Origin of the sequence: Fodinibius sp. SL11, assembly GCF_052060035.1 — a bacterium.
Taxonomy (GTDB): domain Bacteria; phylum Bacteroidota; class Rhodothermia; order Balneolales; family Balneolaceae; genus Fodinibius.
Window position 1 is genome coordinate 13,467 of record NZ_JBPOEA010000001.1, and the last position, 13,315, is coordinate 26,781.

The following is a 13,315-nucleotide window of genomic DNA, read 5'->3' on the forward strand; positions in this document are numbered from 1 at the left end:
GTTACTTGCTTTTAAACTCTTCTATAAAGTTCTTGGTAAAATCAGAGAGCACTAATCGGCCGCTTATTTCCGCCCGTTCTTCCAGCAGCTCATCCCAGTTCTCGGTTCCTTTCCAAAGCACTTTTTTAAGTTCTTTCATGGCATCGGGACTGTAACCGGCAAGCTGTTTTGCCAACGATTCTACTTTCTCATCCAGGTCAAAGTGATTTTCGCAGACTTTTGAAAAGAGTCCATTTTCTCGAGCCCACTCGGCCGAGTTCCAGCTCGAAGCATCGACCGACAACGTGCTGAATGCTGAGGTTCCCACTTTGCGTTCTACGGCAGGACCAACTACAAACGGACCGATGCCTAATGCCAGCTCACTCAGCTTAATAGCCGCGGATTCGTGTGCTATGGTGTAATCTCCAGCTGATGCAATACCTACTCCGCCTCCTACCGTTTTCCCTTGCACGCGGACGATAGTAAGCTTGGGGCACTGACGCATAGCGTTAAGCACCAGTGCAAATCCCATAAAGAAATGTTTCCCTTCCTGGTAATTATCGATGGCAATAAGCTCATCAAACGAAGCCCCCGCACAAAAGGCGCCATCTCCCCGACTTTTAAGCACGATTGCATATGCATCGGGATTTTTGCCCATTTGGGTAATGGTATCGGCTAAATCCCGCAGCATTTTTCCCGGCAGAGAATTTCCCTTGGGATGATAAAATTCAATGGTTCCAATGTTGTTTTCAATATTGGTCGTAATTTCTCCGTTGTCAGGCATGGTTTATATTGGATTATTTTGAAATTTTTTATTTACAAGAATATCAGAATAGCCTTTGAATAAGCGTCAATAAGTTTACTCACATCTTCATGTTTTTGGAATAAGTTCAGACTCCTCTAAATAACCAAGATCCTTGGATAAAATGATATAATATCTACATTCTTCTAAAGAACCCTGAGAAATATTCATGAAACGCCCGTTATCCTTCTTGCCGCGTTTCTTAAAACCTTCTGCAATGTTTGCTGCTATAGATACAGCTGCTCTTCTAAATTGTGAAGTTAAACCATACAACTCTGTTTTTGGGAAATCCTCAGTTTGGGAATAAACTTATAAAACAAATTCATGTGCTTTTTGCCATACAATTAGATCCTTAAATGTTTTGGCTGGTTTCCTCATGATTTGTCTTATACATTCTGATTTCGGAATTTTGGATTCCTTAACAGCAAGATCAGTTTAAGGAGGCAGCCTTACATTAAAGTTCAATCTGTGCAGAGCTGTGGTAAACTAATCTTCATTTCCCTCAAAAATATCCATATCCAGTACTTCACGGCGTTTGATAAGTGTTAGAATCGTATATTCAGCGACTAACACGTCATCTTGGTTTGTGACTTCTACATCCCAATAAACAATTCCAAACGGAAATTTATCTTTAGCTTTTTTCTGACGGACCGTTTTCCGCTTCACGATCAGCTTGGCCTGGATGGTATCGCCGGGAGCAACGGGATTCGTAAATCGTAAATTTTCTAATCCATAGTTCAGGATTACCGGTCCCTCATCGGGATGAACAAAGAGCCCTGCCGCTCTTGAAAGTACAAAATAGCCATGAGCCACAATCTCACCAAAAAGAGAGCGCTCGGCCGCTTCCGGGTCGGTGTGAGCATAAAATTCATCACCGGATAAATCTGCAAATCGTTCAATATCTTCCTCAGTTACTGTGTGTGTGTCAGTGGTTCGTGCTTCTCCGACTTCCAAATCCTCAAAATACTGCTGAAAGGGATGAGTTTCAGCCTCTTTGGTTTCCGCTCCTTTTATGTATTGATTAGTAATGTTTGTCAGGGTTGTTGGTGATCCCTGAAGCGCCACACGCTGCATATTGTGGATAACAGCACGAGCACCTCCCAATTCCTGTCCGCCGCCGGCATGACCCGGTCCTCCGTGTACCATGTGAGGCATGGGCGAACCATGTCCCGTTGATTCATCCGCACAATCACGGTTAACCACCATAAATCGCCCGTGATAGGGGGCACAACCCAATGTGACTTCGCGGGCGATATCATCATTCGCCGTAAAAAGTGATCCCACCAGCGATCCATCCGCTTTGTTAGCCAGCTCGATCGCTTCTTCATTTGATTCGTACGGCATTACGGTGGTCATTGGTCCAAAAGCTTCCACTTTGTGAATATTATCGACCTCCAGCGGTCTGTGACAAAGCAGTACTTTGGGATTGGTGAAAGCCCCATTATGCTGACCATTGCCGTTACTGTATACTGATTCAGTCGTCTCCAGGAGGGACGAAACCTGCTGCTCAAAACGCTCTACTTGCGTGGCGCTGGCCAATGGACCCATTCGCGTTTCTTTTTGCCCCGGATCACCAACAGTTGTTTTCTGCAGACGATTTTTTAGTGCTTCAACAACGTCATTGACCCGTTCTTTTGGGACGATAGTCCTTCGTATTGCGGTACATTTTTGACCCGATTTTACGGTCATTTCATTGGCCACCTCTTTTATAAACAAATCAAACTCTTCCATATCTGGGGTGACATCCCCACCAAGAATGGAGCAGTTCAACGAGTCCGCCTCAAGGTTAAAGCGCACGTTATTGGCGACAATATTGGGATGGGATTTTAACTTCTGTCCCGTAGTAGCAGAGCCAGTGAAAGAAACCGAATCTTGGCTGTTTAGATGATCCAAAAGATCTCCCGGGACATCGGCGGCAATAAACTGAATAGCTCCTTCGGGGAGAAGATTCGATTCCAGCATATCCTTAAAAACCTTGTAAGCCAGATATGAGCCGGTGGGCGACGGTTTTATGATGGCTGGCATCCCGGAAATAATGCAGGGGGCCATTTTTTCCAGCATGCCCCAGACCGGGAAGTTAAAAGCGTTGATATGTACGGCTACACCCTGTCGTGGCACGCAAATATGCTGCCCAACAAAGGTCCCTTCGCGCGATAGTCGTTCATGGCCGCCTTCCACATGATAGGGAAGATCAGAAAGTTCAATGCGTGATTTACTGGACAGCGTAAACATACTGCCGATGCCGCCTTCGATATCAATCCAGGAATCCTGTCGGGTAGCTCCGGTATGCGTTGAGAGCTCGTAATAGTCTTCTTTACGCTCCAGCAGATGCTGAGCCAAAAACTTAATTTTAAAGGCCCGTTCATGAATGGACATTTTCCGAAGTTCGGGACCTGCTTTTTGACGTGCATATTTGCAGGCCCCCTTGTAGTCCAGATCGGCTTCCAACATCTGAGCCACCGGACCACCGGTAACTGCACTGATAAGATCTTTTGATTCTCCTCGATCAATCCATTCGCCTTTGATATAGCTTTTTACTTGCATGGTTAAATACTTTTAGGCCACTGGTTTACACAGAAAAAAACCGTTCTAATCTGTGAAGATCTGCGGCTAATTCTGATTATTTTTTTGTTTTCCCCACGTATCATAATTCGCTGATTGACTCGGTCGGTCTTTGGGTTCCTCCCGAAGTGGTTCACACTCTTTCAGAGAGTCATGCAGTTGCCCGGGCAGTTGTTGATATAGTTCTGTACCTTTCGTTTTCCATTTAATCATGTCATCGGAGACATCTTTTATAATTTTCGCAGGATTACCAACGACCAGTTTACGTTTGGGAATTTCCATTCCTTCTTTGAGAAATGACATAGCTCCGACAATGCATTCATCTCCCAACTCTACATTATCCATCACCACGGAATTCATCCCTACAAGGCAGTTGCGTCCAATATGAGCCCCGTGAATAATGGCACCATGACCGATATGAGCACTTTCTTCGAGTACTACCGTTACGCCTGGAAACATGTGGATGGTGCAATTTTCCTGTACGTTGCAACCATCTTTAATCACAATCTTACCCCAGTCGCCGCGAATAGCTGCACCGGGAGCAATGTAGACATCTTTATCGATGATCACATTTCCGGTCACCGCTGCCTGTGGATGCACAAACGCACTTTCATCGACCACCGGTTTGTATCCTTCAAATTCGTATATTGCCATAACAAAATCTCTGATTACCATTAAGGCATTAAGATCTCAAAAAATAATCATGCTTAATGCATTGAGTGACTTAGGGGTTATGAAGAATTACACTTTTTCTAAGATAACTGCCATACCCTGACCAACTCCAACACAGAGGGTACAAAGCGCATATTGTTCGTTTTGCTCATGCAGTTCAATCGAGGCTGTTTGAAGTAATCGAGCTCCGGACATGCCCAACGGATGTCCCAGTGCAATAGCGCCGCCGTTCGGGTTTACGCGCGGATCTTCATCCTCGATGCCTAACTGACGTAATACTGCCAAACTTTGTGCAGCAAATGCTTCGTTCAATTCAATAATACCTATATCATCAAGGGATAGATCGGTGCGCTTCAACACTTTTTTGGTAGCACCAACGGGCCCCATTCCCATAATACGCGGCTCAACACCAACGACTGCAGAAGCAACAATACGTGCCATCGGTTCTAAATCAAAATCTTCGATGGCAGAATTACCGGCCACGAGCATAGCACAAGATCCGTCATTAATGCCACTGGCATTTCCCGGGGTTACAGATCCATCCTCACGAAAAACAGCTGGCAGTTTACTGAGTACATTAACGGTGGTATTGGGGCGAACAAATTCATCTTTTTCAAAGATAATAGGATCACTTTTCCGCTGCGGGATTTTCACCGGCATAATCTCTTTAGCCAGTCGTCCGCTATCGGTAGCACGACCCGCTTTTTGTTGCGACCAAGCTGCAAATTTATCCTGGTCCTCGCGACTTACGCCAAATTTATCGACAATATTTTCAGCTGTTTCGCCCATTGCCTCGCTGCCATACTGCTCATCTATTTTAGGGTTTACAAAACGCCATCCAAAGGTCGTATCATGCATTTCAGTATTTCCGGAGTAAGCAGCTTCTCCTTTACCAAGCACCATCGGTCCGCGGGTCATGTGTTCCATTCCGCCGGTGATAAACAGATCACCTTCGCCCACCTTAATAGATTTATAGGCCATAACCGCACTGCTCATGCCCGAAGCACAAAGTCGATTTACGGTTTCACCCGGGACCGAGGTCGGGAGTCCTGCCAGTAGCGCAGCCATCCGTGCCACGTTCCGATTATCTTCCCCGGCTTGGTTTGCACATCCAAAAATAACATCTTCAATGCGTTCGGGATCAATATCATCATTTCGATTCATTAATTCTTCAATCGTCAATGCCGCAAGATCATCGGCTCGAATAGGGGAGAGAGCCCCTCGATATTTTCCAATGGGGGTTCGAATAGCATCAATAATATAGGCTTCAGACATAAAGAGTAGTGAGTTGTGACTATCGAGTATTGAGACAGGTCGATTTTATCTGTGCATTCTCATAACTCAATATCATGTTCTAATTATCTTCTTTAAAATGGTATTCTTGTGTTCTGAAAACGGTTCCGCGAAAAAGGGCTACTTGCTCATTTTTTTGGTTTTTAATACTGATGTTATAAACACCAATACGTCGGCCCAGGCTGAGCTCCTCCGTTTCTGCAGTTAGGGTATCATTGGGCAAAACCTTTTTCATAAATGAAATATTGTTTTCCATGGCAACGGCGACCCGGCCATAGCTGTTGGAGGCAAAGGCCAGGGCACTGTCGGCCAGTGAGAAAGTGACGCCTCCGTGGCAAACATTGAATCCGTTCGTCATTTCTTGTCTAACTTTCATCTCAAGTTTCGCATAGCCGGGCTTGATCTCAATGACCTCAATGCCCAGCCATTGACTGAAGGCATCATCCGCCATCATTTTATCAACTACGTTTTCAGCTAATTTCTGCTTGTTCATTTGGCCACTGTTTTACACAGGTCAGCACGGATTAAATCAGTCAATATTCGTGAATATCTGCGGCTAATAAAATGTACTGTTATTTCGCACCTTTCTCTTCAATAATGGATTTGGGCGGTATCGATCCTCCCGGTATTCTGTCTGCAATCGCGAAATGCGATCAAGAACCTGCTGCAAGCCAATTTGATCAGCCCATTTCAATAAACCTTTGGGATAGTTGACGCCTTTGGTCATGGCTAAATCCACATCCTTAACCGTAGCCACATTCATAAATACGGCATCAGCGGCTTCGTTGATTAGCATAGCTAAGATTCGATCGACAATTTTTTGTCCAAGTTCTTTGTCTTTGGTTGGTTTGGGATTCTCAGCGTCATCGCCATATTCGTAGAATCCTTTGCCAGTCTTTTTTCCTAACCAGCCAGCTTCAACAAGTCTTTTCTGCGTGAAGGAGGGTTTGAATCGGGGATCATAGAAAAATTCTTTAAACACCGTCTCGGTTACTTTGTAATTCACATCGTGACCAATGAAATCCATTAGTTCGAAAGGTCCCATTCGAAATCCGCCAATTTCCTTCATCGCCCAGTCGATAGTGGGGACGTTGGCTACGCCTTCTTCGTATTGACGAATAGCCTCACTGTAAAACGGACGCGCTACACGGTTGACGATAAAGCCGGGCGTATCTTTGGCTAAAACGGTCGTTTTTCCCCAGTCGTCGATCTGCTTTCTGGCTGATTTTGTGGTTTCATCGGAAGTGGCAATGCCGGGAATAATTTCCCCCAGGGGCATAATGGGCGCCGGATTAAAAAAGTGAATCCCCAGGAATCGTTTGGGCTTCTTAAGTGCTGATGAAATCGAAGCAATGGACAGGGAGGAGGTATTGGTAGCCAGAATGCAATCACGAGAAACAATACCCTCCAAACGCTGAAAGACATCCTGTTTGATGTCCAGATCCTCAATCACAGCTTCTATGACCAAACTACATTCACCAAAATTAGTGAGATCTTCTTCAAAGTGGATACGGTCCATGACTCCATCCACTTCTTCTTGGGTCATACGATCTTTTTCAACCTGACGCTGCAGTATTTTACGCAGAGCATGTTTAGCTTTTCCCAACTGATCAGGATAAGCATCATATAAATACACTTTGTGATTGTTTTGGGATGCAATCTGGGCAATGCCCTGACCCATGGTTCCGGCGCCTACTACACCAATGATCTCATCTTTCATTTTTCTTGATAGTTGTTTTTGAATTCTTGCACTCTGAAAATAATGATTTCAATTCTAAAACCAACTCAGCAAATTTTAAAAAGAGGCGCCAACATAGAGAAAAAATGTCCCTGAAATTGAAACAAAGATTTATTTACCCTTAAACTCAGGTTTTCTTTTTTCCAGAAAAGCCTGAACCCCTTCGTGATAATCATCAGTTTGGCCGGCCTCGGTTTGCAGATCAGCTTCCAGCTCAAGATGTTTATCTAAATTATTAGATAACGATTGGTTGATAGCCTCTTTGTAGAGTGCAAAGCCTTTGGTAGGCATTTGGGCCAACTTTTGACAGACGGATTGAGCCTGATCCATAAGTTCGTTGGCTTCCACTGCCTTATAAATAAGTCCCATTGCTTCGGCCTTTTTAGGAGATATTTTCTCATCCAGCAAGTACATGGCATTGGTTCGTTGCAGGCCAACTAATCTCGGAAGGAAAAACGTACCACCGCTGTCAGGAATCAATCCAAGTTTGCTAAACGATTGCACGAAAACAGCTTCGTTGGATGCAAGTACGATATCGCAGGCGAAAGCGATGTTAGCGCCGGCTCCGGCTGCTGTTCCATTTACGGCACAAACAACAGGTTTGTCAAGCTCCCGAATGGCATTGATAATAGGGTTATAACTTTTTCGAACGGTTTTACCAAGTTCATAATCGTCTCCCTTATCAACAACTTCCGGCAAATCTTGTCCGGCGCAAAATGCCTTCCCATTGCCGGTGAGCAACACACAACGAACATTTTCATTTCGCGTTGCATTGGTAAGTTCTCGTTGTAGCTCTTTAGCCATCGGCTCTATAAAGCTGTTGAGCTTATTGGGACGATCCAGAGTGATAGTCAGAATATTATTCTCAAGAGAAGTAGAAATAAATTCACTCATATAGTTTAATATTTTTAGCAGCGGATTTTTGAACGGATTAAAATAGCTGTTGTAATCAGCATAGATCTATGGGCTATATGCATTTAAAATGTTCAAAGGGCTCGTCGCAGTCGTGACAATAATATTGCGATTTACAAGCTGTGGAGCCAAACTCACTTTGCAGTTCGGTATTCGTTGAATCGCAATAGGGACAGGGAATAACCCGACTTGATCCCTTAATATTTTTTAGAAAATCATCATCCTTTTCCATCTTGCCCGGAGGCGCAATACCATACTCCTGCAATTTCTTTTTGGCTTCATCCGGCATCCAGTCGGTAGTCCAGGTTTCAGAAAAATCTTTAATAATCTCAAAGTTTTGAATGCCGTTTATGCGCAGTGTTTTCTCAATTTCGTTCTCTATGGCTTTCATCGCCGGACATCCGGAATAGGTAGGGGTGATGCGTACCATAACCGTACCATTATCAATAGTCACTTCCCGGGCAATACCGAGTTCTATGATCGACAATACCGGGATTTCAGGATCCTTTACCTCAGAAAGCAGATCCCAAATCTCATCTTTATTATATGTGGTTACAGAAGCCATAACATACCATTAACGTTGTACTGCTAAGGATTATTAGTGTGGTAATGTTACTAACTAACAACCGATAACAGTAAATTACTCCCAGTTGGCATCGGGATACGAGCGCCGCAAGTGCTGCATTTCGGCCAGCAGGTGCCCCAGATGTTCGGTGTGCAACCCCTTGCGACTGCCTTCTACCATAAATTGATCCCAATCAGGGACATCCAAAGTCGCTTCTTCAAGGGTATCGGTCACTAAGTCTTTCCAGTCCGATTTAAAGGTTGTCGTATCAGCAGCTAATCCCTCATTTTGTAATAAATCGTCAATTTCATCTTGGTAAAATAGTTCGCCGATGTAAGTCCAGATATCGTCAAAGGAATCCTGAATACGTTGATGACTTTCTTCGGTACCGTCCCCGAGTCGTAATACCCACTCGCGGCTGTGACGAAGGTGATACTTTACTTCTTTAAAATGCTTTTCAACCATTCCACGGAACTGCTCATCTTCTACATCAGATAGCAGTTGATACAGATAATAGCTGTAAGAGGAAAACAAAAACTGTCGGGCAATGGTAAATCCGAAATCACCTTTTGGCAGTTCAACAAGCTTTAAATTTTTGTATTCGGGATCGTTTCGGAAATAGACTAAATCGTCGCGGTGCCGTCCCTCACCCTCAATTTCAACAGCATACTCATAGAGATTAGCTGCGTGACCAATATAATCCAATGAAATATTAGCTAACGCAATGTCTTCCTCTAAGATTGGCCCGTGTCCGCACCATTCCGAGAGTCGGTGTCCCAAGATAAGGCGGTCATCAGCCAACCGTACCAAGTATTCAAATAGGGCTTCCTGTTTTGTTACATTTGTTGATTTAGCAGCTGTAGTACTCATGATCGTCGTTTTGTAGCTCTGGGTACACTGTAAAATTGAGGGTGTCGGTATGGCTTGTCATCGGCTGGATCAAAAAAGGGTCCGGCGTCTTCACCTTTGGATGCTACAATTTGGTCGCTGGGCACTACCCAAATATTTACGGCTTCTTTACGCCGAGCATATACATCGCGTGCATTTTCTAAGGCTTTTTCGGCATCTGGAGCGTGCAAGCTACCCGCATGTTCATGGGGTTTGCCGTCACGTGGCTGGGTGAATACCTCCCAGAGCGGCCACTGCGTGTCTTCTTTTTCTGATTTTGTTTTGTGGTTGTTCATGTTGTTGTATGTAATAAGATTGACTCTAAAAAAGTAACGATGATCTAACTTGCTTTTTCTTCACTCAATTTCTGTTTCCCAGCATATTCTTCAGCTGCTTCGCGCACCCATTTGCCATTTTCATGGGCTTCACGACGTGCTTTCATCCGTTCTTTGTTCATAGGTCCATTGCCTTTGACCACATTCCAAAACTCATCCCAGTCAATTTCTCCAAACTCCCAGTGACCAGTTTCTTCATTGTATTCTAAATCAGGATCCGGAATTTCAAGCTCTACGGTATGGGCTTCTTGCACATGACGGTCAACAAAGCTTTGGCGAAGTTCATCATTCGTTTTTGATTTTACGCCCCACTTAATCAGCTCAGCACTGTTGGGTGAATCTTCATCATGAGGACCGAACATCATTAGGGTTGGCCACCACCAGCGATTGACCGCATCTTGAATCATATCCTGTTGCTCAGGAGTACCATCGGCCATTGTCGCTACCATTTCGTAGCCTTGTTTCTTGTGGAAACTTTCTTCTTTACAGATACGCACCATCGCCCGAGAATACGGGCCATAAGAACTGCGAGCTAACATAGTTTGATTAATGATTGCAGCCCCATCTACCAGCCAGCCGATTACGGCCACATCCGCCCAGGTAAGCGTTGGATAGTTAAAAATGCTTGAATATTTTGCCTTACCTTCGAGCAGCTGGTCGATAACTTCTTGTCGACTTGCCCCTAAGGTTTCAGTAGCACTGTATAGGTAAAGTCCATGTCCCGCCTCATCCTGTACTTTGGAAAGCAGAATCATCTTTCGTCGAAGGGAGGGCGCGCGGGTAATCCAGTTGCCTTCTGGTAGCATACCCACCACTTCAGAATGCGCATGCTGTGACATCATCCTGATAAGTTGCTGTCGGTAGCGATCAGGCATATCATCTTTAGGCTCAATTGTTTCTCCGTTATCGATACGTTCCTGAAAAGTTTTCATCTTGTTTGGTCACTCATAATTTACATTTTTGAAACCGGTTTCACTCGAACATATACATGAACATCAAATTAAACAAATACATTCAGTACAACGTGCTGAGATCATTAATCTTATAAGCAATATGGGAAGATAATTAAATAATTTGAGACGTAAACCGTTGGATACTATATTATCTTATATTAAACATAAAAAAAGAAAGAGGAGAACATAGGATGGGAGCACAACCTAATCAGACCGCTACTTTAGACCGACCAGTTGAGGAGGAATTTGATGACCATCTCGGCTTACAGGATGTTGATTATATAGAGCATTATGTAGGAAATGCCAAGCAAGCCTGTCATTTTTATCAAACGGTTTTTGGATTTGAACTGAAGGCCTACAGTGGGTTGGAAACCGGAAACAGAGATCGGGTTTCCTATCTGCTGCAGCAAGGAAATATCCGTTTTTTGGTGACTTCTTCGCTAAACAGCCGTTCTCCTATTGCCAAGCACATTGCTCAACATGGAGATGGCGTACATGATATAGCTATGCATGTGGAAGATGTGGATCGAGCCTATAAAGAAACCGTTAAGCGTGGAGCGAAGGGGATGGAAAAACCACATGAGCTTGAAGATGAGCATGGAACTATCCGCAAAGCAGCTATTGCTACTTATGGAGATACTATTCACACCTTGATCAATCGGTCGAATTATGAGGGGATTTTTATGCCCGGATTTGAACCCACGGAATCTCCGATTAAAAATATAGATCCGGTAGGTGTACAGTACGTGGATCACTGTGTTGGGAATGTCGAAAAAGGAAAGATGAATGAGTGGGTTGATTTCTACCGTGATGTGATGGGTTTTACGCAGTACATTCATTTTGATGATCAAGATATTTCGACGGAATATTCGGCCTTGATGTCCAAGGTGATGGCGGGGGGACGTGGGATGATTAAATTTCCGATTAACGAACCAGCTGAGGGCAAAAAGAAGTCTCAGATCGAAGAATTTCTGGATTTTTATGAAGGCCCCGGGGTGCAGCATATCGCTTTACTGACGGGCGATATTATCAAAACCGTGAAGGAGCTAAAAGGACGGGGACTCGAATTTTTACATGTTCCTACGACATATTACGAGCAGTTAGAAAATCGCGTCGGAAAAATTGACGAGCCCATTACTGAGTTGCAGGAATTAGGTATTCTTGTTGATCGTGACAATGAAGGATACTTACTGCAGGTTTTTAGCAAGCCGGTAGTAGATCGACCGACCTTCTTTTTTGAGATCATTCAGCGAAAGGGTGCTCGAGGATTTGGAAAAGGAAACTTTAAAGCACTGTTTGAGGCTATTGAACGTGAGCAGGATAAACGAGGAAATCTTTAAGGCAGTTATGAGTCTTGAGTAGTGATAATTTCAAGACTTATGACCCATTATCCAAGACTAAAAATGAGGTATCAATAATGATTTATCATCAGTTAGGAAAAATTCCACATAAGCGTCACACCCAATTTCGTCGACCAGATGGAGAGCTCTATCAAGAGCACCTGTTTGGTGCCGAGGGATTTCATGGTGTGTCATCATTGATGTATCACCATAATCCGCCTACCAAAACATTCAAGGTAGAAAAAGGTGAAGAAGTGAAAATTGAAAAGTGGGATGAAGGTATGCTGCGTCATCATCACCTGCGTACGTCCAATATCGAGAAGGGCGGCGATCCGGTAATGGGCCGTAAAGTGTTGCTGTATAATAATGATGTACAGATTGGAGCCGTTCGCCCCACCGAGCCGATGGATTATTTTTATAAAAACGGAGAGCATGATGAGTTACTGTTCATCCATGAAGGTGAAGGCTATGTACAAACTATGTTTGGTAAGCTTGAATTCGGTTGGGGGGATTACATCTATATGCCGCGCGGTACGATATACCAGATGGTTTTTGAAACAGATGAAAATCGTATGCTCACGGTTGATTCTACGGGTCCGGTGGATATACCTGATCGGTATTTATCCGATAAGGGACAATTTTTAGAAAACAGTCCTTTTTGTGAACGTGATATTCGTCGCCCGGAAGGGCCGATTTTCGTGAATAAACAAGGGGAGTTTGAAGTCCGCATCAAAAAGCAGGGACGATATACCTCGTATTGGTACGAGCATCATCCCTTTGATATAGTGGGCTGGGACGGCTACCTGTATCCCTGGATTTTTAACATAAAGGATTTTGAGCCGATTACCGGACGGGTCCACCAGCCGCCGCCGGTGCATCAGACATTTAAAGGGGACAATTATGTAGTATGTTCATTTTGTCCGCGTAAGTACGATTACCATCCGAAATCGATTCCGGCGCCTTATGCGCACTCTAATGTAGATTCTGATGAAGTGCTTTACTATGTACAGGGGGATTTTATGAGTCGAAAAGGCGTGGAAGAAGCAAGTATTACCCAGCATCCCGGCGGTATTCCACATGGACCGCACCCCGGGAAATATGAGGGCAGTATCGGTAAGGAAGGTACGGACGAATATGCGGTGATGATCGATACCTTTCATCCGCTGCATTTGACCACCGAAGCCAAGAAACTGGATGATGAAAGTTATCCATATTCCTGGAATGAAGATGCTGATAGAGAACAAGTGGAAGCCGAAGAGTAATTCCTTTTTAGCTA

At 44.2% G+C, this 13,315-nt stretch carries 14 protein-coding genes; 2 read left to right on the forward strand and 12 right to left on the reverse strand.

All coding sequences use genetic code 11. The features are described from left to right. Position 1 precedes the first annotated feature (1 nt). The 12 genes from ACQ76V_RS00050 to paaA all read right to left on the reverse strand — a co-directional run bounded on the left by ACQ76V_RS00050 (position 2) and on the right by paaA (position 10,678). A complete protein-coding gene (locus tag ACQ76V_RS00050) occupies positions 2–763 on the reverse strand; it encodes an enoyl-CoA hydratase/isomerase family protein (RefSeq protein ID WP_440998413.1) in 762 nt (253 codons plus the stop codon). An 87-nt stretch (positions 764–850) separates the two neighbouring features. Continuing rightward, positions 851–1,054 carry a four helix bundle protein gene (locus tag ACQ76V_RS00055; protein WP_440998414.1) on the reverse strand — a complete coding sequence of 68 codons (204 nt, stop codon included), beginning with the start codon at positions 1,052–1,054 and terminating at the stop codon, positions 851–853. A 213-nt stretch (positions 1,055–1,267) separates the two neighbouring features. Next, positions 1,268–3,325 (reverse strand): phenylacetic acid degradation bifunctional protein PaaZ, encoded by a 2,058-nt coding sequence (gene paaZ / locus ACQ76V_RS00060; RefSeq protein WP_440998415.1) that lies wholly within the window; start codon positions 3,323–3,325, stop codon positions 1,268–1,270. A gap of 66 nt (positions 3,326–3,391) precedes the next feature. After that, on the reverse strand, positions 3,392–3,997 hold the full coding sequence (locus tag ACQ76V_RS00065) for an acyltransferase (protein ID WP_440998416.1): 606 nt from the start codon (positions 3,995–3,997) through the stop codon (positions 3,392–3,394). Between the two features lie 87 nt (positions 3,998–4,084). Next, positions 4,085–5,290 (reverse strand): 3-oxoadipyl-CoA thiolase, encoded by a 1,206-nt coding sequence (gene pcaF, locus ACQ76V_RS00070; RefSeq protein WP_440998417.1) that lies wholly within the window; start codon positions 5,288–5,290, stop codon positions 4,085–4,087. Between the two features lie 79 nt (positions 5,291–5,369). After that, entirely contained in the window at positions 5,370–5,801 is a 432-nt protein-coding gene (gene paaI / locus ACQ76V_RS00075) for a hydroxyphenylacetyl-CoA thioesterase PaaI (RefSeq protein WP_440998418.1), read from the reverse strand. A gap of 63 nt (positions 5,802–5,864) precedes the next feature. Beyond that, entirely contained in the window at positions 5,865–7,028 is a 1,164-nt protein-coding gene (locus ACQ76V_RS00080; RefSeq protein ID WP_440998419.1) for a 3-hydroxyacyl-CoA dehydrogenase NAD-binding domain-containing protein, read from the reverse strand. Between the two features lie 129 nt (positions 7,029–7,157). Continuing rightward, positions 7,158–7,940, reverse strand: a complete 783-nt coding sequence (locus ACQ76V_RS00085) for an enoyl-CoA hydratase-related protein (RefSeq protein WP_440998420.1) — start codon at positions 7,938–7,940, stop codon at positions 7,158–7,160. Positions 7,941–8,013: 73 nt separating this feature from the next. Next, entirely contained in the window at positions 8,014–8,523 is a 510-nt protein-coding gene (gene paaD / locus ACQ76V_RS00090) for a 1,2-phenylacetyl-CoA epoxidase subunit PaaD (protein WP_440998421.1), read from the reverse strand. A gap of 75 nt (positions 8,524–8,598) precedes the next feature. Further along, positions 8,599–9,393, reverse strand: a complete 795-nt coding sequence (gene paaC, locus ACQ76V_RS00095; RefSeq protein WP_440998422.1) for a 1,2-phenylacetyl-CoA epoxidase subunit PaaC — start codon at positions 9,391–9,393, stop codon at positions 8,599–8,601. Further along, a complete protein-coding gene (gene paaB / locus ACQ76V_RS00100; RefSeq protein WP_440998423.1) occupies positions 9,390–9,707 on the reverse strand; it encodes a 1,2-phenylacetyl-CoA epoxidase subunit PaaB in 318 nt (105 codons plus the stop codon). The genes paaC and paaB overlap by 4 nt, the downstream gene beginning before the upstream one ends. A 44-nt stretch (positions 9,708–9,751) precedes the next feature. Beyond that, positions 9,752–10,678 (reverse strand): 1,2-phenylacetyl-CoA epoxidase subunit PaaA, encoded by a 927-nt coding sequence (gene paaA / locus ACQ76V_RS00105; protein ID WP_440998424.1) that lies wholly within the window; start codon positions 10,676–10,678, stop codon positions 9,752–9,754. 212 nt (positions 10,679–10,890) lie between these two features. On the opposite strand from paaA, the gene hppD reads away from it, so the two are divergent. After that, positions 10,891–12,039: a 4-hydroxyphenylpyruvate dioxygenase gene (hppD, locus tag ACQ76V_RS00110; protein WP_440998425.1), complete on the forward strand. Its 1,149-nt coding sequence runs from the start codon at positions 10,891–10,893 to the stop codon at positions 12,037–12,039. 77 nt (positions 12,040–12,116) lie between these two features. After that, the gene (locus tag ACQ76V_RS00115) at positions 12,117–13,301 is read left to right on the forward strand and encodes a homogentisate 1,2-dioxygenase (RefSeq protein WP_440998426.1); all 1,185 of its coding nucleotides are present in this window, start codon (positions 12,117–12,119) and stop codon (positions 13,299–13,301) included. The last annotated feature ends 14 nt before the right edge of the window (positions 13,302–13,315 follow it).

Excerpts from the sequence above, each read along its gene's own strand:
- ACQ76V_RS00050 (WP_440998413.1), bottom strand. The coding sequence starts at position 763 with ATGCCTGACAACGGAGAAATTACGACCAATATTGAAAACAACATTGGA.
- paaZ (WP_440998415.1), bottom strand. The coding sequence starts at position 3,325 with ATGCAAGTAAAAAGCTATATCAAAGGCGAATGGATTGATCGAGGAGAA.
- ACQ76V_RS00065 (WP_440998416.1), bottom strand. The coding sequence starts at position 3,997 with ATGGCAATATACGAATTTGAAGGATACAAACCGGTGGTCGATGAAAGT.
- pcaF (WP_440998417.1), bottom strand. The coding sequence starts at position 5,290 with ATGTCTGAAGCCTATATTATTGATGCTATTCGAACCCCCATTGGAAAA.
- paaI (WP_440998418.1), bottom strand. The coding sequence starts at position 5,801 with ATGAACAAGCAGAAATTAGCTGAAAACGTAGTTGATAAAATGATGGCG.
- ACQ76V_RS00080 (WP_440998419.1), bottom strand. The coding sequence starts at position 7,028 with ATGAAAGATGAGATCATTGGTGTAGTAGGCGCCGGAACCATGGGTCAG.
- ACQ76V_RS00085 (WP_440998420.1), bottom strand. The coding sequence starts at position 7,940 with ATGAGTGAATTTATTTCTACTTCTCTTGAGAATAATATTCTGACTATC.
- paaD (WP_440998421.1), bottom strand. The coding sequence starts at position 8,523 with ATGGCTTCTGTAACCACATATAATAAAGATGAGATTTGGGATCTGCTT.
- paaC (WP_440998422.1), bottom strand. The coding sequence starts at position 9,393 with ATGAGTACTACAGCTGCTAAATCAACAAATGTAACAAAACAGGAAGCC.
- paaB (WP_440998423.1), bottom strand. The coding sequence starts at position 9,707 with ATGAACAACCACAAAACAAAATCAGAAAAAGAAGACACGCAGTGGCCG.
- paaA (WP_440998424.1), bottom strand. The coding sequence starts at position 10,678 with ATGAAAACTTTTCAGGAACGTATCGATAACGGAGAAACAATTGAGCCT.
- hppD (WP_440998425.1), top strand. The coding sequence starts at position 10,891 with ATGGGAGCACAACCTAATCAGACCGCTACTTTAGACCGACCAGTTGAG.
- ACQ76V_RS00115 (WP_440998426.1), top strand. The coding sequence starts at position 12,117 with ATGATTTATCATCAGTTAGGAAAAATTCCACATAAGCGTCACACCCAA.